Raw genomic sequence first — 21,318 nt, forward strand, 5'->3', positions numbered from 1 at the left:
CCCCGCCTATCGCCTCAAGCGCCAGCTCCACGCATTCATCCATTTTGCCCTTGATGGTTGCGACATCACCCCGCCGCACCAGCAACTCAAACACATCCCGCTGGTAATCACCCATGACCAAATCATCCCGCAAAATCGGGCTTGAACCTTCCGATTCGTAAGCCAGTTTGAGGGAGAAGAGGGCGACGGTTTCCAGGTGCAATTCCATGGGGGGAATCCTTGATGAGTGTTTTACTGACCGAGGGGGAGGAGATCAAAAGCATCGCTGGCAAGCCAGCTCCCACAGGATGGCGGTGGGGGCAGGTGCTTTTCTGCAGGCGAAAAAAAAGGCCTTGCTAAGCAAGACCTTTCTTAATTTTGGTGCCCGAGGGAGACCGTAGGCTTCCATATTTTCCGTGGCTTGCAGAGCGATTATACAGACTGGGATACATGTAGGGATACACAGTGAATCGTACTGACCGTGTTTCGTACTTTTGGGCGAGCTCCGCTCCGCCGTCAGATCGTTGGTAGAGGGGCATTTGGTCGTTTTTACCACCGACACTGGACCAGCTGCCTATCATTAAAGAGCAAGAATCATAACCAGACCCTTGGGATGAAAGTCATGATTTCCATTCTTGAGCTTCGCCACATCATTGAATGTGGTTTTCTGCCCCTCTCCTGTGCATGTACTGTGAATCCAGATGGATCGCTCATGATCAAGGTTTTTGAGCCATCTACAGGCCAGGTTGAACTGCTCGTGACTGGGGTTTCGACCCAGAATTTAACATCCAGTCGAGCCATTGCGAATTTGATAGGCGATCTTCGCAGTGAAATGGTTGCTAGGAAGGCTTTTGCATAGTGCATAAGCGGGATCCTATTTTACGCGCAAGGAAATACGGTCGGCCTCTCTCTGGCGTGAACAGCACCTCTCCCGGACAGAGGCTCGCGTGGCGTAGGTACCAGGGCTTTCAGAGGTTGTTGGTATGAGTCCAGAAGACTTCAAGAAAGATATTTCGATCCATTCGGTAGAAGTTCTTGCGGCCATAGCGGACGTGATGCGCTTGGTGAATGAAGGCAGGACGTCTGGTGCTGCATGGGACTTAGCGTCCGATCGGCAAGACGAAGCCATCAGGAGGTGGCGAAGCGCCATCGACAATGTGCAAATTCCAGCTGCAGTAGGGGCGCGACGTGACTAATGGACCTCCCGCTAACCGCTCGTCGCGTCTTTGGATCAAGGCTGATTGTGTAGTGTCGTCTATACAGACGGGGACAACGATCCGTAAATTCGGATCAGGTCTGTCTAGGCGGAACGATAATGCTCAGTACTGATGATTTCAGATTTAAATCTCATCAACTTCTTCTTGAACTTGATGCATCTACCACAGAGATGATGATGTTGGTTTCTACTAAAGAAATGATTGGAGATCGTTGGGCTCTTGCAACTCAAAGACACGGAGTTGCGTACGCGGCCTGGAATTCTTTTATTAACGAAATTGGTCCTCCCTCTCCTATAGCCTCCCTCACATAGCCGGAATTTCTCCGTACAGGAGTCTGCCCCGGCCAATAATTGGCGGGGCCCCTGAGGAATACCGTATGTCACGGGGTCGGAAACCCGCGAGATCTTGGTAGCGACAGTTCCCCGAGCTTACTGAAATTTCGACGTTGAAATTGAAAGGATATTGAAGAGAAAGGGGCATCGTTACCGCACCGGTAAAGGTGCGCCATTGTGTTGTTGATAGCGAACGGTGGATCCCCGTCAACCTTGGGAATGGTGGCAACCACGTCAACCTGTCAACCAACGTAGAAAACTCAGTCGCTAACAAGATGCTGCGGGTTCTTTGCCCCGTGTCATTCCGAAATGCTCAGGGTCCCCGGCGACCTCCCAACATCTTGTGCAATTGCACTGGTGAACTGTGTGTTCACCCGGTTCACCTGTTCACTAAGCTGGGCACCTGTCCGCTAACACAATGTCGCGGGTTTCCGACCCCGTGTCTCAATGAAAGCCTTAGGGACCCCCGGCAGACTGCGGGAGATGCACCTGAAGTTCGCTGGGGGAGTTAGTGCTACCGGGGAGCGGGGCTCGTATCTGATCAAAATGCGGTGTAACTCGTGTAACCGGTGTAACGGTAATCTCTAACCTATTGTATTTGTTGGCTTTTATTTGAGTTACACCGATCTCAGACACCAATTTTCAAGCGTGTAACTGAGTCAAGTCGTGTAACAGTTTCAGATGAAGGCAGGGCGCTCCAACTGGTTGACCGTCCCTGAGTAATGGTTAGCCGCCGGTAATCATCTGGCATCAGGCCGTCAGTTGCGTCAGCAATTTGCAGCAGTCGCAAAAGACTGCCTTCTGCCAAAAGTAGCCATTTATCAAGGGCTCCTATCGACCCAAAGCGGTCATTAATGACAGTTAGAAAATAAGAGAGTGGGAAAACTGCATCTTTCTACCTTTTGCGAACTATGCTTTAGGTAGGAACAAACTAATGCATTGACACGGAGTAGATGATGCCGCGCTACTTGAGAAGCAGTGCTGTTCGTCTGTTAGAGTCCTCGATGGAGGCTCTGAGTCTCGCTATCACGGGTCTTGGTATCCCAATACGAAACGCGCTACGAGTTCCCTCGAGTCAGTACGCCGCAGTCATCGGCCTTCTTGGTACATCAGCAGAACAAGCCCTTGGAGCCATTCAGGTACAGGTCGAAGGTGACGAAGCGCTCATGCAGTCCGCTTCTCAGTATAAAAGCGCTCGCCAAACATTAGAGGACGTCAGAAGCCTTTTGAGGAATCCAGTGCCGCGAGCGTCTTTTCTTACGGTAGGGAAGGACGACTCCGCAGCCCATCGCGAAAGGCTTCTTAATGCTACGGACGTGTTTTCCCTTTTACTTACGGAGCGAGCTGCCGGACTTCATAGTGGGCAAGGCCCTTCCCGAGAAGTTACACTTATAGCATGCCAGCGAGTTCATCAGTTTCTAAGACTTCTTGCAGAGTCAAGCAGGATTAGGCCATACATGGCCGCAATCCCGAATCCACCAGGCGCTATTCTGGAACCTCAGGTCATAGTGGAAGACTTGATTAGAAAGTTTCAGGAAACACATACAACAGTTGAGCACTCCACTATTCTTCGTTCGCTTTTTCTTGTTTTGCCCGAAACGCCTTCTATTGAGCCTGCATGGCTACAGGCCTTTGATCGTGCTACGGTTTCACCCACCACAGATGACATAAACGTTTTACTTACAACTTTAGAAAATGCTACACCAATTCGCCTGCAAAGAATAAATCCAGCAGGTAATGGGCTTTCTGTCATTGTCCGTCCAGGCGACCCCGATGCACTACCAATATCTCCGCAGCATTTACGGCGAGCATTTGAGGACATTGCCGATCAATGGGCGGCAGATGTAGGTAATGCCAATGGACGGCTCACCAATGGCCGACTGGATCTGCCCCCCGATGACTTCGTTCTAGATTTATGCATCCTAGGACCCCGTCAAATACTCAATCTACTTGGTCGCGAGCAAATTTTTGCTCAGGACGCATGGCCTTTCATTGCCGCAGCACTTGATCAAATTGGCACTCCCCGCCCTTTCTGGTTTTTGGTGCGGATGACTGAGGACTTAGGTCAACTTCGAGGTCAACTCAATAGGGTCTTCGATATTTCTACTCGCACAAGATTCCGTTCTCAAAAATTTGAGGTGCTACAAGCAATCGATTCGATAAGAACTGCGACTACTTTGCCCCGCGAATCAAATATAGCCATTGATACGCGTTTAGCATATACCCTAGCGTCAGAAGGACGGGCACGCCTAATCATTGCTGCTGAGCGAAGTGAAGGATCTACTAGGCAATTGTCATATGAAGCAGATCTTGCGCTGCGGAGTATCGTTGACGATGAACTAGCAATCGGCGAGCATTTCTTAACAATCTTAAACGGGGTATCGGGAATAGCAAAACCTTATTGGGCAAGACTGCTAGCAGAGGCTGCGGGCGACCCTGAAGACGTTACATTTTTGGTTGGAATTATTAACGATAACACTCTAGTGCAGGCTCAAACTGCGGCACGAAAAGCGCTGCGCTTAATAGATACATTGAGCTACGGACCTGAAATAGAAATCGAGTGATCGCATTTTCACCGTTTGAACAGTTGGATCCCTTCGGTGTTCTCGCACCAGAATTTCAATAATATAAATGTCCCCTTTTGACCGATTTCTGCCTCTCAACGGGGGCACAAAACTACCAAAAGCCGCCAGTTGCGAACGGCAATAATCGGCCAAAAGCTGACGTCCAAAACAGCAATGACTTTACCTGGCCATTCAAACCATGAAAAGTTGGCGATATTTTCGCGACAGGAAATCCCCATTCAACGGATTGTAATTCTTGGCAATGCCGGTAGCGGCAAATCCACCCCAGCCCGCGCTTTGGGCAAGCGCCTCTTCCTTCCCGTCGTGTACCTGGACACGCTGCTTTGGGAGCTAGGTTGGGTCGAACCGGACGCCGGGCAGTTCCGCTCGCGGGGCGAAGCGGGCGCAATTCTGGGACTTAAATAGCGCTATGCACTTGGACTGCTCGAAATGAGAGGGGCGAGCAATAAACACCCCTCTTGAGTTGTGGCAATAGGCTGTGACGAAACTAACCTAACCAGGTTGAGTATTTTCTCTTATAAGTCTCAATACTGAAACTCCCGCTTGAACCACTACCACCCAGCGACAAAACCTCCTTTACTAATTTCCTCAATAGATCTTTATACGCGTTGTCCTTAGTTTGCGAATACATTTTCTCATATGAAGAGGACAAGTAGTTACAGACTATAAACCAGCCCTTGCCCTTGTTACCTCCGTGAAACTTCTTTGCATCCTCCAAAAAACGAATCGCGCGGCTAGGTTCTTTTAAGTGCTGACAGAGAAAAATACCAAATAGCATTAGTAGCGATGCGTGCGCAATACTTCCGATCAAGTATCGATAATCATATTCAATCGATTCCACCGCTTCCTCGTACAGCCTCTCAACTTCTTGGAGAATACTGTTGTCGCCGCGATGAAACTTAAACATACCCTCCTTTAGCAATCGCGCTTTTTGCAGAGGAACGTAAGGGTGGTTTGTTATAAATGAATGCTCATCAAATTCTTTCAAATACTTCTCATAAGCTCTTTTGTCATTTCTCCCTACACACTTTATAGCATCGCCATACAGCGAAAATAATTCTGCAATTACGATTTTGTCGATGTAGTTTTTGGGTTGCCATTCGTTCACATTTCTGTGAAGAGCTGAGTTAGCGTTTAGTGTGTCTTCAAGTTCGGCAAGTTTGAGCTTCATCCTTTCTTTATGATTCTTTATTTTATCTCTTAATTTATTTAGTTCTATCCGATCAGGAAGCAACTTAATAAATACAAATCTTTTGGCAAATTCGTTAAGTTCATAGTACTCGCCGGATTTTTTCAAGACGAGTCGCTCCAAAAGATAATTGCAGATTCGCTCTGCATCTGCAATCTCAAGCTTCGAAAGTTTACTTATCGAGTAAAGTTCGATTCTCTCGTCATATAAAGAAATCACTTGCATGATTTCATTTACAGGATAACCTTTGGATGACAAGTGCTTCAGAGCATCATCAAACGTATTTTTGTACATGAAGTTTGCAATCATTTCTGAATTTTTAGATCGCATGCTTTCAAGTGAGCGTGTGATCTCATCGAACGTGGAGACTCCTCGATCGATTATATTCAAAGTTTGGACGATTATTAATGCATTGCCCTTGGTTGCATTAATTATCTGCTCTGCGGTGCTCTTGGATATTTCTAAGTTGAGTCCTTCCGACTCAATTATCTCTTCTACAAACTGGACTCCTGTGTCATTGTTGCTAAATTCTTCAATGTGAATTTTTTCTTCACACGCCTCCTCCCCTCGAGAGGTTACGATGAACTGTACCGTCCTTGGTAAAGACCTTATAAATTCAAGAATTTTTAGTTTTTCATCACCGTCGATATTTTCAATGTTGTCAATTGCGATTATGCCTCTCCCAGGATAATCTGACATGCTAGAAATGTCCTGTAAACCTAGGCATTTGCATATTAATGCTTTAAGATCTGCCAGGGTAGAGAACTCGGGTTTGGCAGTATCAATATAGAGTTCTCCCGTAGTTTTGTTCTCTTTCAAATATTCGTCTTTGCTAGAAAAAAACAAAAGATATTCAATATCTGGGTGTTTGCCGTCCCGCTTATCTCTCAACAGTCGATACAAAAATTCAGTGGTTATCGCAGTTTTACCAACGCCGCCGTAACCGTACAGAACAATCGAGCCTGCTAGTCTCTGACGAATATCATCGCCTAACAATGATTCATACAAATTCTTAATAATGGTTTCTCTACAGAGAAGCCGTTTGTGCGTTGAGCTCGCGAAATTTAAATTATGATGCCTCGGCAGCGTGCCTAGATTTATTCCATTATAGCGTTGTATATCTTTGCCAATATTTTCTCTCGTCGCATACCAAAAATATTTTTGATCAAGTGTTGCCAACAAATTTTCGATAAAGTAGACAACCTTATTGGCGTCCAAAATTGTTGTTGGGTGTGATGCGGGATGAGATAAATTATTCCTAAGCTTATGATACAGGGTGCAGCAGTAATGAAACTCCTCAATCGAACTAAACTCCTTGACGATATCCTTATCAGAAAAGTGCGCATTGAAAAAAATTAAAAGTAAATCTATTATCTCTGAAACATAAGGCACATCATTATTGTAGCTCCGACTGTCAAGAGCGGCTTTGCAATCGCGAATTAGCTCAAATATTTCTTTATGTTTCGAAGTGAAGGCTTTCAGCTTGGCATCGAATCGCTTTGAATAAATTAGCTTGTCTGATATAGATATTGATTTTAATGCTATCTTAAAAGATGTCGCATCATTGTAATTTTTAATTAGCGCATCAGACACGAAGCTTCGTAGCGCGACTTCTGTGCTTTTCACAATTCGGTCAAGCTCTTGGGATTGCTCAATAGATATATACAATTCAACTCCCTACTTAAATTCTTAAATCCGTTAATTTATATAAGCTTTGAAGTTCTATTTTTGATACTTAGCACTCCGCCAGTGCCACTTCTCGTGAGTGGCAGCTTTGGCCGAAAGCTGGCAGTCACCCAAAGCAGCTATTGGCCGGAGATTAGCGTAATCCCAGTCCCTGGGCCTGTAGGCAAAGGGCTGGGAAGTCCTTGCTCAGGCTTCTTGGTAAAAAGATATCGTCTCTTTTAGTGAGGCTGAAAACTCATAGATCTCGTCGAGTGAGTTGATAGGGTGGCGCGTTTCGACTTTGTCTTTGTCAAAAATTCCAAGATATTTTTGGCTGCGATTGAAGTGGAGTCTCGCGATAGGTTTGCGGTTGTTGTCGTCTAGAAGTATACCGAAGTAGCTCTGGGTGTCTCTGCTGGCTATGCGCTTTGCATCTATGACGGTCCGGACAATCGCTTTGATTATATGAAAACCTTCCAGCTCCTCCATCGTAGTCAGAATACGATCTTCAGGCTCTTCTTGGGCTTCAGCCTGATTTTCAGCGACGACCGACTCAGCGGGCGTGGGAAATGTGGCTTTGCTCATCGCTGACTTCAACCTGTCGTTGATTTGGTCACTGAGAAACTGAGCTGCGGCTTTCCTTGTAAGCAGAGTAAACTGATCTCGAACTTTTTGGGTTATGACCCCTTCGTATACTCGCGATGCGAAGAAGCGAACGAAATCATCATCAGGTTGTGTGAACTGCTTAGCCATTTCCTTTTTTATGTTTCCCACGTACTTCAGTTCGCCTGCGGCATTGATGATCGAATCAACGTCGAAAGCGGACTTCGTAAGCTTTTGAAGTTCAGGGGTTACGTGCTCATCAATATTAAGCAGGTCGATCTCTAGGAACGGCTTTTCATCCATTTTGTTTGGTGCATCAAGATCGGTGTAGAACCGATAAAACCTGCCATTTGTAAGAATGGAAATTCGTGCAGTGGTGACATGAAAGTATCGGAAGAGTTGGCTCGCATGGTTGATATTGAGCGGCTCGCCGACTTTTTTTGTTTCGATCAATATCTGGATTTGGCCATCTTTCAAAATCGCGTAATCAATCTTTTCTCCTTTTTTCGTGCCCACATCACAGACGTATTCGGGAACGACTTCGGAAGGGTCGAATACATCATAGCCCAGCACGGTATGAATGAACGGCATGACGAAAGCAGTTTTCGTTGCTTCCTCCGTTTGTATAGTCGACGCTAGCTGATTGACCTTCGCTGACATTGCGTTCAAGCGTTCTACAAAATCCATTTCACTGCTCCGTTACACGTTCACCCGATCGGGGTCGTAGAGGCGCAACGCTACTATGGCTAAATCCACTTCTGCTACTGGCATTCCATCCACGCTGGATGCTTGGACAGGGGAATAACATTTTGGCAAGTGCTATCGCCCTCAGAAGCGCCTCTGATCTCAACGCATTAGAACGACTCTTTTTGGCCGATAGAAGACGTTCGTGAAGGGCAGCTATCAGCCGAACTGTGCTCCGGGTCAACCTCCAGGTTATGCCAGTCACGCGGAGGGCGTCGCCTAGGCTGTAACGGTTGTAAATACGGAGGCTGGATTTTGGTGGAATGGCCGGTTTTGCTGCGACAGGTGTGGTTATTCAGCGGAGCCCCATAGTGCTGCTTTCCAGCAGGACCCTGATGTTGTAGGTAAATCAGGAATACGAAAACTACAAAAAGGGCCCATCTGGGCCCTTTTTCAGGTGCAGCGATCTTACTTTTTCAACCAGCTTTCAACCTCATCGGAACCGTGCTTGGTTTTCCACTCCTTTAGCGTTTTGTTATTGCCGCCTTTGGTTTCGACCACTTCGCCAGTGTGAGGATTCTTGTATGTCTTCAGCTCGCGAGGTTTGCGTTTGCCAGTTGTTTGAACGGGTGCTTGGCTGCGTGCGCTGCTCTGTGGGTCTAGCACGTTGACGATGTGCTTGAGGCTGAAGCCGTACTGGGCGAGTAATTCACGGAGCTTGGTTTCAAACTCGATCTCTTTTTTCAGTGCTCCGTCGCCCTTCAATGCTTCCAGCGCCTGGAGCTGTTCGGCCAAGTGTTTTTCTAGCTGACGGTATTCGGCAAGTTTCGACATTGGGTCTTCCTGATGTGTGTTATGAAGATATCTATCTGAATAGCAGTGCGGCTTACAAGTTCATCGTTACGGCCGGCCTTTCAACTTACTTTCCACATAGCTCATTTCTTTCTTGATCAGATTGACGGTGAGGGTCTGGACCGTTGTGGTCTTTCCGGTTTTGATGTCGACAATTTTCAGCAAAGCGGTCAAGTGCTCCTTGCGAGCTTTCAAGGTGTCGCTCCAGCTCGCGCTGCTTTGGATTTGATTGATCATGGTCTTCGTCCCGATGGAGTTATAAACAGCCCGCGTGCGCAGGCTGTTTCAGGTGGCTCAGTGCGTTACAGCGAGAGGATGTCTTCTACGGTGAACTTGTATGAGCGGTCAGCGAGCTCACTACTACCCCACGTGTCGAAGCCTTCACCTTCTTTAGGCAGCACCATCCTTCTCAGGCTGAGTTGATCTCCCCCCAGCAGACGTTGGGCAGCCCACAGCTTGGCGCCCATATCCATCAGTGCCTGAGCTTTTTCGTTCCACTGTTCTTCCAGTACCTTTTCGGCCAGCAACAAGGCTGTTCTCTGGATGGCAAGGTGTTCCCTTTGCGCCTCGGCAATGTGCTCGTCGACGATGACCAGCTCCTGCTCCAGTGCGGCAATGATGAGGTGCTGGCGACGATTGTGTTCGATGGCCGTCGTAAGGTTTTTCGCAGCCTTTTGCGCGTCTGCACTGGCGTTCTTTTCGCCCTCGATGTCGCCCCAAGCCACTGCCTGTGCGTAGGCGGTGGCTGCATCAGTTTCGACCTGCCGGGCCTTGGCCAAGTCTTCTACCGCTTGCCGCTGGATCTGCTCCAAACGGGTGCTGAGGCTCTCGCGTTTTTCGTTGAGCTCTTGCTCGTCGGCTTTCCAGTTCCCCATCGATTCGGTGTAACCGGCCATCAAGGTTTCGTGGTTGAGTAGTTGCTCACGTCGTGTGATCTGAGCATCTAAGATCCAGGCATGGTGTTTATTAGAGTCGTACGGAAGTTTCAGAGTGTTGTACTCACTGCGGACTTCACGCAGCCGATCCGCGTCTAATTTTTCATCGCCCTCCAGTAAGGCTTCCAACGGTGCCATCTCGGCGTATTGCTCAGCAGCCGCCCTCAAATATTTATCACGGCGGGTGGTCAGTTGGTCGATCTCGTCGATCAGCCGTTGCTTCTTCTCGCAGTTAGCGATTACCGGAATGCTGTCCGAATTCGGCGGTGTCAGCACGGAGGTCTCGCTGCAGCCCAAGTCACTGGCCAGCAGTTCGTGTTGTTCGGTAGAAGCGTGGAATTCGTTCATCTGTCTTGTTCCTTCAAATGGGGTTTGGGTTGAATGAGCGGCTGGCGAGGCCGGGAATCAGCCGGCGCTACCTCAATCAGCGGGGATGCCCTCAGGCAGCCCGAGCCTCGCTCTCATCCGTTCCCGGAATCGTCTTCACGATGTAGCAGCGCTGTTGGCCTAAGCCGGGCAACCGCACCAGACTTGATGCCTTGCCGTCGCTGCTCGGCTCCAGCACACCGCGTTGCAAGAGTTCCTTGTTTACTGCAGTAAGGTTCATGCCCCGGAAAATCTCCGAGCGCCAAGCCTCGGTCAGCACGTAGTAGGTATTTGTGGTGTGCAGGGTGTCGCCCATGCCGTGCTCCAGCGTCTTGCGAAAGCCGAGGCGGTCGATCGTGCGCGGGCCGTGTTCGTCGATCTTGGCAGCAGTCGATTCCCAACGGGTGAAGCGGCTTTCGCCGAAGCGCTCGATGAACTGACGCAGCCTCGCCGAGATCGCATCGCCCTCGAAATTACCGGCGCCGCCACGTTCGTTTAGCCATGCACTCAGGCACACGCGAGCGGCTTTGGTGGCGGTCCCGTCCGGCCAGCCGGTGATACCCATAGCGGTGGCCAACTCGCCTGCGGCTGCCGCGAGACCGAAACGAGCGGCGGCACGGTGCGCCTGCCCACTCGCGGATGCAGGAAGCGATTTAGCGATAAAGCCTTCTAGCGTTCGGCGCAGGATCGCCGCCCAGCCGTGGCGTTTACCGGGTTCGCACAGCGCCGTCAGAAATGCAGTGAGCGGGGTGCCGTAGTATTTCGCTACGCGGGCTTTGAGCGCATCGGAAAGCGCTGCCGCATCCTCGAAACCGTTGAGCGTGTCGAACATGCCGAGGCCTTTGCTGGCATCGGCCGGAACGGCGAGCATGCGCACCTCCATGCCCGCTTTCAGTTCCTTGTTGGCTTCGGCCATGTGCTGCGCCAAAGTCTTCTCGCCAGTGGAGAGAAAGAGCAAACGCCACTCCTGCACCTGTCGGCCAGCTTGGCCCCGGTCATTGGCGCGGGCCTTGCCGGTGCCGTTACCGAGCATGTAAACCGTCTCTCCGATGATGCGCGGATCACACATGCCGATTTCGTCCAGTACCAGGAGGCCGTCGGAATGCGCGGCGGCAATGGATTCCAGCGCGTTGTCGGTGGAGCGCCATGAGCGGACCAAGCGCGGTCCGCCGTAGATCGAGGCTGCAACCTGCAGGTGAGTGGTCTTGCCGCCCGAGCTGTCGCCGTACAGATGAAAGCCACCCGACTCATGGCCCAGCATGTGCAGCAGCGGACCCGCGAAGGCCACGCCGACGACAAACGCCAAGCGGTGGTTGCCGACGCACAGTGCGCCGATCTGCTGTTGCCATTGTTCGAGCGTGCCCGCTTCACTGATGGGGGGCAGTTGTGCGCCGGCCTCGTAAAAATGCAGGTGTTCGCTATGCGTGCCGACCTGCTGCTCTGGCAGTAGAAAGGCGCTGTCATGCCAGCCCAAGCGAGTGACCAGCCGAGCACGTTGCGCGCTGTCAAAGCCGCCGAGATAACTCTGCAGGTCATTGCGGGCGTTGCGTCCCGAACGGCTACCGGCGAGGCGCAGGCCCATGTCTACCAATGGACCCAATACGTCCTTGCCGAAATCACCGGTCATGGTGCGCGCCGGAATGTTCCAGCGTTTCTTGGTGCCGTCGGGATCATCGAACTCGACCAGCAAACCCCAGTTGTGGCCCTTCTCATCACGGGTACGCGCAAGAATCGCCAGAAACGAACACACCGGGCGCGCTTCACCATCGTCGCCGGCATAAAACACGCCCTCGGATGTCAGGCGAAAGCCACCCGGCATCAGGTCGTTTTTCGATTTGGCAGGACGTTTGGCAGGTGCTTTGGGCTTCGGCTCCAGCTCAGGTTTTACCGAATTAGCAACTGCCTTCTGCTCGATCACGCCGAACAGCTCGCCGCTGCTTTCCAGCTCGACGAAGTGGGAAGCAGTCCAGCCTTTGTTCAGCGCATCGGCAGCATCGTCGCCGTCGTCCCATTGACCACCTTTGGCAAAAGCGGCGTGGTCGTTCTTCAGCATGGGCTTGCGCTTGAACACTTCCAGTTCGATAACCCGAACTGAGTCGGCGCCGATTTCGCGCAGCTTCTCGGCAACGGCTTCCATGCAGGCTTTGCCGGTGTCGTCGTTGTCCGGCCACAACACAACATCGCGGCCTTGGAGCGGCGTCAGGTCGGTTTTATGCCAAGAGTTGGAACCGTTCGGCCAGCAGCTGGCCACATGGCTCGGCAGCAGTTCGGCGGCAGCGTCGGCAGCTTTCTCGCCTTCGCACAAAACTACCGGTGCATCACTACGTTGAGTCAGTTCATCAAGTCGCAAAAGCGGACGTGGATCCGGCAGCCCCTGCCAGCGCCATTGCTTGGTTTGGCCATCGGTGCGCTCGCACCATGTAAGTGGTGCAAAAACCTTTTTCGGCTTACCGTCCTCATCGGGCGTGAGGTCGAAGCGATACAGCGCCATAAGCGGCTGGCCTTGCGCATCACGATAGATCCACACCTTGGACGGCGCACCGTGTTCACGGTGCTTGGCCGGGCACTTGTTCATGGCCTCGGTCGGGATCGGCTGGATGGCGTTCCATGTCGGCGTCTTGGGCTTGCTCGGCGCGGCCTTCGTATTGGCGGCACCGGGCGCAACATTCAGCCAGTCAGCCAGCTTGTTGCAGGCTTCAGCATCAGTGCCGCCGTCCAAATAGCGCACCAGATCAATCAGGTCGCCGCCCTTGTCGCCGGTGGCGAAATCGGCCCAAGTGCCCTTGCTCAAATTGATTTTCAGCGAGCCTGCGCGTTTGTCGCTGCGGGTTGGATTCGGAGCGGTGTATTCCTTACCGCCGTCGACGCGCTTGCCGTTGGGCAGCCAGTACGAAAGGACACGATCAATGTCTTTCAGCGCGACTGCTTTCACATCGGCAAAGCTCGGACGTTTTGCGGTGCTGTTCGGGCGTTGGCTCATATATCAGCCCTCTGCAGAAACAGTGCGTCGTTGATGTCATCGATCAGCGCTTTGGCCATCTCGCCCAGGTACAGGGCTGGCCAACTGAAACGATCACCCTGTTCGCTCATTGCAGCGTCGAAAGTGAGCTGGTTGGCGTGATGCTGCAGTAGCGACACCATCTCAAGTGCATCCTCGACTGGAGCTCCGGCGTTCACCCGAAACAGTTTTAAATCGGTAGCGTTGACGCGGGAAAAGGTGGCGTGGCCAAGGGTTGTGGAAGTGCTCATAGCGCACCGCCTTTCTGCAGAGCAGGAGTCGAGGTGGTGTCGCCGTGCAAGGCGAGCGTCTTGATCAGGCCGAGGGTGCCGCGCACGTCCCAAAGAACAGCGGCTATGACGTGGTTAGCGAGGCGCGAGGATTCGTTTTCAAAGTGATCCTCCAGCAGCGTCAGTACCGAGTCGGCGCGTTCAATGGCGCAGGTGATGGCGTCGATAGGTACACCGGCTTCGACGGTTTTGCTGACGCACAGCAGGTCTTCGGGCAGGGCACAACTCAGCGGGTTGTTCATTGGGCACCGCCTGCGGCTTCGAGAGCGCGGGCTTTGGTCATGTGGTCGTTGTAGCGGGTGAGGCGTGTTGCGAGGCTGGAGTTGGCGTGTAACGCGGCGAGAGCCATTGCACGGTGTGCAGCGGCGCGAATTTTGGACGGATTCAGGGCGTGCATCGGTTGTTGCTCCTTGAGTTGAGGAGCCGTCACCGCTTGCGGCCAAGCAAGGAATGGTGACGACTGTACGCGGGTTGGCCGACCGGGACTCAAGGCACCCGGCACACCCGAAGGTGTCCCACGCACAGCCGCCATAAAACGAAACTGCGGGCACAAAAAAAGCGCCTGCAATCGTATGGGGGGCGCTTGTGCGCCTTGAGTTGTTCGACCGGCCAAGGTCGGTCACTGAATTTGCAGCGACGACCAGAGAGTAACGCCCGTTTTTCGAAAGTGCAACTGCACTGATGGCTTGCAGATTTTTCAGGTGCGGCATAAATTGATCGTGCATGTAGATTTACCTCAACGCCTCCGGATCGCCCCCGGAGGCGTTTTCGTTTCAGGCATGGGTTTCCCAGCGCAGGGATAGAAGAGGCAGGAATCCACCGCTCAGCATGGAGCGGGCGTCTTCGTAGGCTTGTGTTTGCTGGCCTTCGTCGACGATCACTGCACCGGTCTTTTCGCAGTGGAGGGAGAGGGCGCACCAGGTGCCGTCGGCCCAGCTGAGTACGCCGACCACGCGGCCTTTTCTGTCCTGCTGGCTGCGATAGCGCTCGAGGCGCTGCATCAGGCGAGGTGAAAACCCGATCTGGCGCAACACTGAAAACGGATGCATCAAAGCTTTCTCTGCGATCTTGCGATTCATGCGGCCACCTGATCACGCGCCTCAATGCGGCTGCGTGCCCATGCTTGGATTTCGGAAAGAACCCACGCCACTGGAGCTCCGCGTGCGGTGCTTGTGCTCAGTTTTACAGGGCGTGGAAAGCCGCTCTTTGGGCACTGCATTAGCTTGTAAATAGTGGGGCGTGCCAGGCCAACGATAGCCATGACTTCGGAGATTCTGATCAAGGTTGTCGCGGGGTCACGATAAGGAATTTGGTTGATTGTTGACGCGCGGGAGTTAGACATAGTCGTGCCTGTAAGGTGAGAGACAGGCGCAGACTAAAAGACGAAAAAAAAGCAAACATGGTTTGCTTTTCGTCGGTACAGCGAAAATTTATCTAGGGAGAAACTTACCTTTTCTCAGGTATTTTCTTACGGTCGGGGCAGATGCCTTGCCCAGGTCGACTAGCGCTTTGACTAATTCAGTTTCCGTTATGTTGGGGTCGGCAGAGATTTGGCTTTTTGCCGCTTTGCTTATGTCCTCAAAAAGCTTCTTGGTGTTCTCTTGCTTGATTGTGCCTGGCTTGGAGTTAGCCTTTCCGGCCGCTTTGCCCTTTTCCGACGCTTTTGCGGCAAAAGCATTTTCCAGCGCTCTTCGCAGAAAACCTGATGCGCTAAAGTCGTTGCGCGAAATGTCCGCCCAGTCCGCTTGTTGATAAAGTGAAGCAAGCATCAAAATCTTGGAGGCCTCGCCATTGAAATCAGCAAACTCCTCTCGTGCATCGATTTCGAAGTCGCTCTTTCGCTTTCGTTCACTCTGAATGAGGAGGAGGTATTGTTTGGGGTCGGTCTGTCTGAGCTGCTCCACCAGATCTAGATCCAGATCGTAGAGGGAGCGTTCTAGGTCGAATAGCCAGTTCGCAAGGACTTCAACCGCCTGCACAGCTTGAATAAGCGCATAAGTCGCTACGAGTTGTGTGTCGCTTGCGGGATGATCAATGCCAAGGAAGCGGCGAACGACTCTGGGCAGTGAGGTCGGTTCGGAAAAGTAGAAATGCTCTTCAATAGGGTCGCGAAGTCGAAACATTGTCTTTGTCGCTGATTCAGCGCAGTCAGCGTATTGGCCGTCCTCGAGCCAGAACGATGTTGCATTGTGGATGCAGGTAAACGCATCACGGAAGTGCTCGGAGAATTGGCTGTATAGCGCCAACTCACGGACAGCGAGTTCGACCTCATCAAGATCCCAAAGCAGGCAGCCAACGTCTACTCCGGCAATCTCAAGCTCTAAAGCTTCGGTGCCAAGTTTCCTGTTCATTAAGATACCCCTCGCCCCGTACCGTGCGTACTGCCCCAGCGAGGTGTATCTGGCAAAACAGCTGCCAGCAGGGAGCTTGTGGTTCTATGACGGTTACACGCGTCAGCAGCGTTACACGCGGAGTTTGTTGAGCTCGGATTCGGTGTAACTTTAAAAAAATCTAATATTTTCAATGGGTTGAATAGACTCGTTACACGAGTAACACCCGTTACACCGGTTTTAGAGATAGCCTGGGTAAGTGATCTCATACCGCCTTTCCAAACTGGGCTTGCACTACATTGCCAGCTGCAAGTCCATCAAGATGATCGGCATACCACTGCATCATCGTTACGCGTTGCTCAAGGTATTGGGCCTTGTTGTATACCCCTGAGATGCCTTCCTCTTTGTGAGCCAGCTGCGCTTCAACATGCTCCTTCGGCCAGCCATGTTCTCGAAGCAACGTGCTTGCGGTGTGCCGAGTACCGTGTCCAACGAGGCGTCCCTTGTAGCCGATGGTGGCAAAGACTTTGTTGATTGTGTTTTCACTAATAGTTGGGTTCTTGGCTCCTACGCCGGGGAAAAGCCAGCGACTCCGTCCTGTTAAGCAGTACAGATCCTTCAGAGCGGTAACAGCTTGATGGGGAAGGGGGCATACAAAATCCCGACGCATTTTCATCTTGGCGGCAGGCGTAGTCCAAATGGCTTTCTCAAGGTCGAACTCTTTCCACTCAGCCAAGCGGACCATGCCAGGGCGCGATGCTGTCCAGACACAAAGCCAAGCGGCGGTGCGGGCTGTCAGTCTGCTCGGTGTGTTTTTGAGTGCGTGGAGGAATTCAGCCAGCTCAGGTTCCAACAGGTGTGGATGCTGCTGAGTCTTGGGGGCTTGGGCTGCAATGTCACGGAGGCGACTGCCCGGATCGTTTTCGGTGAGCCCTAAGCCGATGGCTCGGCCGAAGATCTGATTGATCCAGGTGCGGCACTTTTCCGCCACGTTGTGTGCGTTTCGCGCTTCGAGGGATGCCTGGAGTTCTGCGCAGTCGGTACGGGTGATTTCGTCGAGGGGCTTATCTCCCAATGCCGGGAGGATGTCCTTGTCGAGGTAAGTGCGGATTTTGTTAAGAGTGGAGGGAGCGAGGCCCTTTTCTTCTTTGGCCTTGAGCCAAGCTTCCGCAGCAGCTCGGAAGGTCCGAGTCCTGGCAGCGTCAATGGCAGCTTTAGCAGAGCGTTTCTGTTCGAGAGGATCGGCCCCGCTGCTAACTACCTTGCGTAGTTCGGCAGCTTTGTCCCGTGCCAATGCACCGCTTACTTCCGGGTACCCCCCGAGCCCCATCCAAGCCCAATTGCCTGCCGGGCGTTTGTAGCGGAGCTGCCATGATTTACCACCATCAGGTTTGACCCTGAAGTAGAGGCCGTTTCCGTCCAGCTCCCGGTATTCCTTTGATTCCGGCTCCAATCCCGCAAGTGTCGTGTCAGCGAGAGGGCGGCGCTTGATGTCTGCGCGCTTCATCCTTGTATCCCAAAGTTCGGTATTTTTCTCAGGATACAAGCAGGGATACAGGGATACAACGGATAAGGGGATACAGGGGTAGACAGACAGGCACAAAAAAACCGGCCAAGTGGCCGGTTTCTCTGGGTCTGAGAGGCTGGTAGAGACTCTCAGATACTGCTATATGGTGCCCCGAGGGAGACTCGAACTCCCACTCCTTTCGAAAACGGATTTTGAATCCGCCGCGTCTACCAATTCCGCCATCAGGGCTCAATGGCGGCGAAGTATAGAGATGAGATAACCGCTGGTCAATCAGGTACATGGAGAATTTTTGATAATTCCGCTAGACTTCCCGGCCCTGCTAGACGAACCCCATCATGCGCGTTGCTGACTTTACTTTCGAGCTCCCTGATTCGCTGATTGCCCGCCATCCTTTGGCCGAGCGTCGCAATAGTCGTCTGTTGACCCTGGATGGGGTCAGCGGCGCCCTGGCACACCGTCAATTCACTGATTTGCTTGAGCATTTGCGCCCGGGCGATTTGATGGTGTTCAACAATACCCGGGTGATTCCGGCGCGGCTGTTTGGCCAGAAGGCTTCCGGCGGCAAGCTGGAAATCCTGGTGGAGCGGGTGCTGGACAGTCATCGCGTGCTGGCCCATGTGCGTTCCAGCAAGTCGCCCAAGCCTGGGTCGAAGATCCTGATCGACGGCGGTGGCGAGGCCGAGATGCTGGCGCGGCACGATGCGTTGTTCGAGCTGGGCTTTGCTGAAGAAGTGTTGCCGCTGCTCGACCGCGTCGGGCACATGCCGTTGCCTCCTTATATAGACCGCCCGGACGAAGGCGCCGACCGCGAGCGTTACCAGACCGTCTACGCCGAGCGTTTGGGCGCGGTGGCGGCGCCGACGGCGGGGCTGCATTTCGATCAGGTGCTGATGGAGGCGATTGCCGCCAAGGGCGTCGAGACGGCGTTCGTGACCTTGCACGTCGGCGCAGGTACGTTCCAGCCGGTGCGCGTGGAGAAGATCGAAGACCACCACATGCACAGCGAATGGTTGGAAGTCGGCCAGGACGTGGTCGATGCGGTTGCCGCCTGCCGTGCTCGTGGCGGTCGTGTGGTGGCGGTGGGGACCACCAGTGTGCGCTCGCTGGAAAGTGCCGCGCGCGATGGCGTGCTCAAGCCGTTCAGCGGCGATACAGATATTTTCATTTACCCTGGCCGGCCGTTTCATGTGGTCGATGCCTTGGTCACCAACTTCCATTTGCCCGAATCCACGCTGTTGATGCTGGTTTCGGCGTTCGCCGGTTATCCCGAGACCATGGCCGCCTACAAGGCTGCTGTCGACAATGGATACCGCTTTTTCAGCTACGGTGATGCGATGTTCATCACGCGTAATCCTGCGCCGACTGCCCCTAAAGAATCGGGCCCAGAGGAAACAGTATGAGTCGCACCTGTCGTATGTCTTTCGAGCTGCTGGCCACTGATGGCAAGGCTCGTCGTGGTCGCTTGACCTTCCCGCGCGGTACCGTCGAGACCCCGGCTTTCATGCCAGTGGGCACGTATGGCACGGTCAAGGGCATGCTGCCACGGGATATCGAGGCGACCGGTGCCGAGATCATTCTGGGCAACACGTTCCACCTGTGGCTGCGCCCGGGCACGGAAGTGATCAAGAAGCACGGCGACCTGCACGATTTCATGCAGTGGAAAGGCCCGATCCTGACCGACTCCGGCGGTTTCCAGGTGTTCAGCCTGGGTGCCATGCGCAAGATCAAGGAGGAGGGCGTGACCTTCGCTTCCCCGGTCGACGGCGCCAAGGTGTTCATGGGCCCGGAAGAGTCGATGCAGGTCCAGCGCGACCTGGGCTCCGACATCGTGATGATTTTCGACGAATGCACGCCGTACCCGGCTGACGAAGACGTCGCCCGTATTTCCATGGAATTGTCATTGCGTTGGGCTCAGCGCTCGAAAAACGCCCACGGCGACAACACGGCGGCGCTGTTCGGTATCGTTCAGGGCGGCATGCACCAGGATTTGCGCATGCGCTCCCTGGAAGGCCTCGACAAGATCGGCTTCGACGGCCTGGCCATTGGCGGTCTGTCGGTGGGCGAGCCCAAGCATGAAATGATCAAGGTGCTGGATTATCTGCCGGGCATGATGCCGGCTGACAAACCTCGTTACCTTATGGGCGTTGGCAAACCCGAAGACTTGGTTGAGGGTGTGCGCCGCGGTGTGGACATGTTCGATTGCGTGATGCCAACCCGTAATGCCCGCAATGGGCATCTGTTCATTGATACTGGCGTGCTGAAGATCCGTAACGCGTTCCATCGCCATGATGATTCGCCGCTCGATCCGACCTGCGATTGCTATACCTGCCAGAACTTCTCCCGCGCTTATCTGCATCACCTGGACAAGTGCGGCGAAATGCTGGGAAGCATGCTTAATACCATCCATAACTTGCGTCATTATCAAGTGCTTATGGCTGGTTTGCGCGAGGCTATTCAACAGGGTACATTGGCCGCCTTTGTCGATGCCTTCTACGCCAAACGCGGGTTACCTGTTCCGCCTTTGGACTGAGTTTTCTGACCCCAAGATTCAACATTTGCAACTGGAGTGCTAAATGAGCTTTTTTATCTCTAATGCCATGGCTGACGCTGCTGCACCTGCGGCAGCCCCAATGGGCGGCGGTTTCGAGTGGATTTTCCTGGTCGGCTTCCTGGTCATCTTCTACCTGATGATCTGGCGTCCACAGGCCAAGCGCGCCAAAGAGCAGAAAAACCTGCTGAGCAGCCTGCAGAAAGGCGACGAAGTCGTGACCACTGGCGGTATCGCCGGCAAGATCACCAAAGTGGCTGATGATTTCGTGGTTCTGGAAGTTTCCGACACCGTCGAAATGAAATTCCAGAAAGGCGCCATCGCCGCCACGCTGCCAAAAGGCACGCTGAAAGCGATCTAAGTTTCATCTTCATTTTCAATCGACGGGGCGCGCAAGGCGCCCCGCGTCATAAACGGGCGGCGTGATGCTGAACAAATACCCTCTGTGGAAATACATTCTGATCCTGGCGGTGCTGGCGATCGGTCTGATTTATTCCGCTCCCAATCTTTATCCTGATGACCCGGCCATTCAGGTCAGCGGTGCCAGCACAGCACTGCAGGTCAATCAGGCTGATCTGGACCGTGTGAGCGCTGCGCTCAAGGAATCCGGGATCAACGTCAAGGCTGCCACGCTGGCTGCCGGTGGCAAGGGCGGGCTGATTCGCCTGACCAAGGCTGAGGATCAGTTGCCAGCCAAGGACGTCGTGCGCAAGGCATTGGGTGATGACTACGTCGTCGCGCTGAACCTGGCACAAACCACCCCGCAATGGCTGCGCAACCTCGCCGCGCACCCGATGAAGCTGGGTCTGGACTTGTCCGGTGGTGTGCACTTCCTGCTGGAAGTGGACATGGACAAAGCCCTCGACGCACGCCTGAAAGTCTACGAAGGCGACGTCAAGAGCCTGTTGCGTAAAGAGAAACTGCGCTATCGCAGCCTGCCGCAACTCGATGGTGCCATTCAGCTGGGCTTCAGTGATGAAGCGACCCGCGAACAGGCCCGTTCGATCATTCGCAAGAACTTCAACGATTTCGACATTGTTCCGGCCGACCTCAATGGCCAACCGGTGCTGCGTCTGGCGATGACCCCGGCCAAGCTGGCGGAAATCCGCGAATACTCCATCAAGCAGAACTTGACCACGGTACGTAACCGCGTCAACGAGCTGGGTGTTGCCGAACCGATCGTTCAGCGTCAGGGCGCCAACCGCATCGTGGTTGAG

19 protein-coding genes, 1 tRNA gene and 3 pseudogenes are annotated in these 21,318 nt (G+C 53.0%); 8 read left to right on the top strand and 15 right to left on the bottom strand.

The window, feature by feature from the left end; translation table 11 throughout:
* Window positions 1-208 (bottom strand): annotated as a pseudogene (locus D8V06_RS25020) (hypothetical protein); the annotation flags it as partial.
* 393 nt (window positions 209-601) lie between these two features.
* On the opposite strand from D8V06_RS25020, the gene D8V06_RS25025 reads away from it, so the two are divergent.
* The 4 genes and pseudogenes from D8V06_RS25025 to D8V06_RS30950 form a co-directional block, all read left to right on the top strand.
* A complete protein-coding gene (locus D8V06_RS25025) occupies window positions 602-838 on the top strand; it encodes a DUF1652 domain-containing protein (RefSeq protein WP_130932019.1) in 237 nt (78 codons plus the stop codon).
* Window positions 839-962: 124 nt separating this feature from the next.
* On the top strand, window positions 963-1,175 hold the full coding sequence (locus D8V06_RS25030; RefSeq protein WP_130932020.1) for a hypothetical protein: 213 nt from the start codon (window positions 963-965) through the stop codon (window positions 1,173-1,175).
* Window positions 1,176-2,985: 1,810 nt separating this feature from the next.
* Entirely contained in the window at window positions 2,986-4,092 is a 1,107-nt protein-coding gene (locus tag D8V06_RS25040; protein ID WP_130932022.1) for a hypothetical protein, read from the top strand.
* Window positions 4,093-4,329: 237 nt separating this feature from the next.
* Window positions 4,330-4,485 (top strand): annotated as a pseudogene (locus D8V06_RS30950) (AAA family ATPase); the annotation flags it as partial.
* Between the two features lie 115 nt (window positions 4,486-4,600).
* Here the strand turns inward: D8V06_RS30950 and D8V06_RS25050 are convergent.
* The 14 genes from D8V06_RS25050 to D8V06_RS25110 form a co-directional block, all read right to left on the bottom strand.
* Window positions 4,601-6,970: an ATP-binding protein gene (locus D8V06_RS25050; protein ID WP_130932023.1), complete on the bottom strand. Its 2,370-nt coding sequence runs from the start codon at window positions 6,968-6,970 to the stop codon at window positions 4,601-4,603.
* A gap of 204 nt (window positions 6,971-7,174) precedes the next feature.
* Complete coding sequence (locus D8V06_RS25055) at window positions 7,175-8,257, bottom strand: type I restriction endonuclease (RefSeq protein ID WP_130932024.1); 1,083 nt, start codon at window positions 8,255-8,257, stop codon at window positions 7,175-7,177.
* A gap of 465 nt (window positions 8,258-8,722) precedes the next feature.
* Window positions 8,723-9,088, bottom strand: a complete 366-nt coding sequence (locus D8V06_RS25060) for a histone-like nucleoid-structuring protein, MvaT/MvaU family (protein WP_130932025.1) — start codon at window positions 9,086-9,088, stop codon at window positions 8,723-8,725.
* A gap of 66 nt (window positions 9,089-9,154) precedes the next feature.
* On the bottom strand, window positions 9,155-9,343 hold the full coding sequence (locus D8V06_RS25065; RefSeq protein WP_130932026.1) for a hypothetical protein: 189 nt from the start codon (window positions 9,341-9,343) through the stop codon (window positions 9,155-9,157).
* 65 nt (window positions 9,344-9,408) lie between these two features.
* The gene (locus D8V06_RS25070; RefSeq protein ID WP_241667865.1) at window positions 9,409-10,389 is read right to left on the bottom strand and encodes a chromosome segregation protein SMC; all 981 of its coding nucleotides are present in this window, start codon (window positions 10,387-10,389) and stop codon (window positions 9,409-9,411) included.
* A 91-nt stretch (window positions 10,390-10,480) separates the two neighbouring features.
* Window positions 10,481-13,387 carry a DUF927 domain-containing protein gene (locus tag D8V06_RS25075; RefSeq protein ID WP_130932027.1) on the bottom strand — a complete coding sequence of 969 codons (2,907 nt, stop codon included), beginning with the start codon at window positions 13,385-13,387 and terminating at the stop codon, window positions 10,481-10,483.
* On the bottom strand, window positions 13,384-13,656 hold the full coding sequence (locus D8V06_RS25080) for a DUF3077 domain-containing protein (RefSeq protein WP_130932028.1): 273 nt from the start codon (window positions 13,654-13,656) through the stop codon (window positions 13,384-13,386). The genes D8V06_RS25075 and D8V06_RS25080 overlap by 4 nt, the downstream gene beginning before the upstream one ends.
* On the bottom strand, window positions 13,653-13,937 hold the full coding sequence (locus tag D8V06_RS25085) for a hypothetical protein (RefSeq protein WP_130932029.1): 285 nt from the start codon (window positions 13,935-13,937) through the stop codon (window positions 13,653-13,655). Before D8V06_RS25085 ends, D8V06_RS25080 begins: the two co-directional genes overlap by 4 nt.
* Complete coding sequence (locus tag D8V06_RS30500; protein WP_177434489.1) at window positions 13,934-14,092, bottom strand: hypothetical protein; 159 nt, start codon at window positions 14,090-14,092, stop codon at window positions 13,934-13,936. The genes D8V06_RS25085 and D8V06_RS30500 overlap by 4 nt, the downstream gene beginning before the upstream one ends.
* 376 nt (window positions 14,093-14,468) lie before the next feature.
* Window positions 14,469-14,774 carry a hypothetical protein gene (locus D8V06_RS25090; protein WP_130932030.1) on the bottom strand — a complete coding sequence of 102 codons (306 nt, stop codon included), beginning with the start codon at window positions 14,772-14,774 and terminating at the stop codon, window positions 14,469-14,471.
* Entirely contained in the window at window positions 14,771-15,037 is a 267-nt protein-coding gene (locus D8V06_RS25095; protein ID WP_085655305.1) for an AlpA family phage regulatory protein, read from the bottom strand. Before D8V06_RS25095 ends, D8V06_RS25090 begins: the two co-directional genes overlap by 4 nt.
* An 88-nt stretch (window positions 15,038-15,125) precedes the next feature.
* On the bottom strand, window positions 15,126-16,046 hold the full coding sequence (locus D8V06_RS25100) for a hypothetical protein (protein ID WP_130932031.1): 921 nt from the start codon (window positions 16,044-16,046) through the stop codon (window positions 15,126-15,128).
* A gap of 244 nt (window positions 16,047-16,290) precedes the next feature.
* Window positions 16,291-17,532: a tyrosine-type recombinase/integrase gene (locus tag D8V06_RS25105; RefSeq protein WP_130932032.1), complete on the bottom strand. Its 1,242-nt coding sequence runs from the start codon at window positions 17,530-17,532 to the stop codon at window positions 16,291-16,293.
* Window positions 17,533-17,696: 164 nt separating this feature from the next.
* A tRNA-Leu gene (locus tag D8V06_RS25110) sits at window positions 17,697-17,781 on the bottom strand.
* 107 nt (window positions 17,782-17,888) lie between these two features.
* On the opposite strand from D8V06_RS25110, the gene queA reads away from it, so the two are divergent.
* The 4 genes and pseudogenes from queA to secD form a co-directional block, all read left to right on the top strand.
* Window positions 17,889-18,953 carry a tRNA preQ1(34) S-adenosylmethionine ribosyltransferase-isomerase QueA gene (gene queA / locus D8V06_RS25115; protein WP_116581895.1) on the top strand — a complete coding sequence of 355 codons (1,065 nt, stop codon included), beginning with the start codon at window positions 17,889-17,891 and terminating at the stop codon, window positions 18,951-18,953.
* A gap of 14 nt (window positions 18,954-18,967) precedes the next feature.
* A complete protein-coding gene (gene tgt / locus D8V06_RS25120) occupies window positions 18,968-20,083 on the top strand; it encodes a tRNA guanosine(34) transglycosylase Tgt (protein ID WP_162250580.1) in 1,116 nt (371 codons plus the stop codon).
* 43 nt (window positions 20,084-20,126) lie between these two features.
* Window positions 20,127-20,462 (top strand): preprotein translocase subunit YajC, encoded by a 336-nt coding sequence (gene yajC / locus D8V06_RS25125; protein WP_007956696.1) that lies wholly within the window; start codon window positions 20,127-20,129, stop codon window positions 20,460-20,462.
* Between the two features lie 64 nt (window positions 20,463-20,526).
* Window positions 20,527-21,318 (top strand): annotated as a pseudogene (gene secD, locus D8V06_RS25130) (protein translocase subunit SecD); the annotation flags it as partial.

Source organism: Pseudomonas sp. Sample_24 (assembly GCF_004307605.1).
In the GTDB taxonomy this organism is placed as follows: domain Bacteria; phylum Pseudomonadota; class Gammaproteobacteria; order Pseudomonadales; family Pseudomonadaceae; genus Aquipseudomonas.

Bases quoted from the DNA above. Each gene is read 5' to 3' on its own strand.
- D8V06_RS25025 (WP_130932019.1), top strand. From the start codon at position 602: ATGATTTCCATTCTTGAGCTTCGCCACATCATTGAATGTGGTTTTCTG.
- D8V06_RS25030 (WP_130932020.1), top strand. From the start codon at position 963: ATGAGTCCAGAAGACTTCAAGAAAGATATTTCGATCCATTCGGTAGAA.
- D8V06_RS25040 (WP_130932022.1), top strand. From the start codon at position 2,986: ATGGCCGCAATCCCGAATCCACCAGGCGCTATTCTGGAACCTCAGGTC.
- D8V06_RS25055 (WP_130932024.1), bottom strand. From the start codon at position 8,257: ATGGATTTTGTAGAACGCTTGAACGCAATGTCAGCGAAGGTCAATCAG.
- D8V06_RS25060 (WP_130932025.1), bottom strand. From the start codon at position 9,088: ATGTCGAAACTTGCCGAATACCGTCAGCTAGAAAAACACTTGGCCGAA.
- D8V06_RS25065 (WP_130932026.1), bottom strand. From the start codon at position 9,343: ATGATCAATCAAATCCAAAGCAGCGCGAGCTGGAGCGACACCTTGAAA.
- D8V06_RS25070 (WP_241667865.1), bottom strand. From the start codon at position 10,389: ATGAACGAATTCCACGCTTCTACCGAACAACACGAACTGCTGGCCAGT.
- D8V06_RS25075 (WP_130932027.1), bottom strand. From the start codon at position 13,387: ATGAGCCAACGCCCGAACAGCACCGCAAAACGTCCGAGCTTTGCCGAT.
- D8V06_RS25080 (WP_130932028.1), bottom strand. From the start codon at position 13,656: ATGAGCACTTCCACAACCCTTGGCCACGCCACCTTTTCCCGCGTCAAC.
- D8V06_RS25085 (WP_130932029.1), bottom strand. From the start codon at position 13,937: ATGAACAACCCGCTGAGTTGTGCCCTGCCCGAAGACCTGCTGTGCGTC.
- D8V06_RS30500 (WP_177434489.1), bottom strand. From the start codon at position 14,092: ATGCACGCCCTGAATCCGTCCAAAATTCGCGCCGCTGCACACCGTGCA.
- D8V06_RS25090 (WP_130932030.1), bottom strand. From the start codon at position 14,774: ATGAATCGCAAGATCGCAGAGAAAGCTTTGATGCATCCGTTTTCAGTG.
- D8V06_RS25095 (WP_085655305.1), bottom strand. From the start codon at position 15,037: ATGTCTAACTCCCGCGCGTCAACAATCAACCAAATTCCTTATCGTGAC.
- D8V06_RS25100 (WP_130932031.1), bottom strand. From the start codon at position 16,046: ATGAACAGGAAACTTGGCACCGAAGCTTTAGAGCTTGAGATTGCCGGA.
- D8V06_RS25105 (WP_130932032.1), bottom strand. From the start codon at position 17,532: ATGAAGCGCGCAGACATCAAGCGCCGCCCTCTCGCTGACACGACACTT.
- queA (WP_116581895.1), top strand. From the start codon at position 17,889: ATGCGCGTTGCTGACTTTACTTTCGAGCTCCCTGATTCGCTGATTGCC.
- tgt (WP_162250580.1), top strand. From the start codon at position 18,968: ATGTCTTTCGAGCTGCTGGCCACTGATGGCAAGGCTCGTCGTGGTCGC.
- yajC (WP_007956696.1), top strand. From the start codon at position 20,127: ATGAGCTTTTTTATCTCTAATGCCATGGCTGACGCTGCTGCACCTGCG.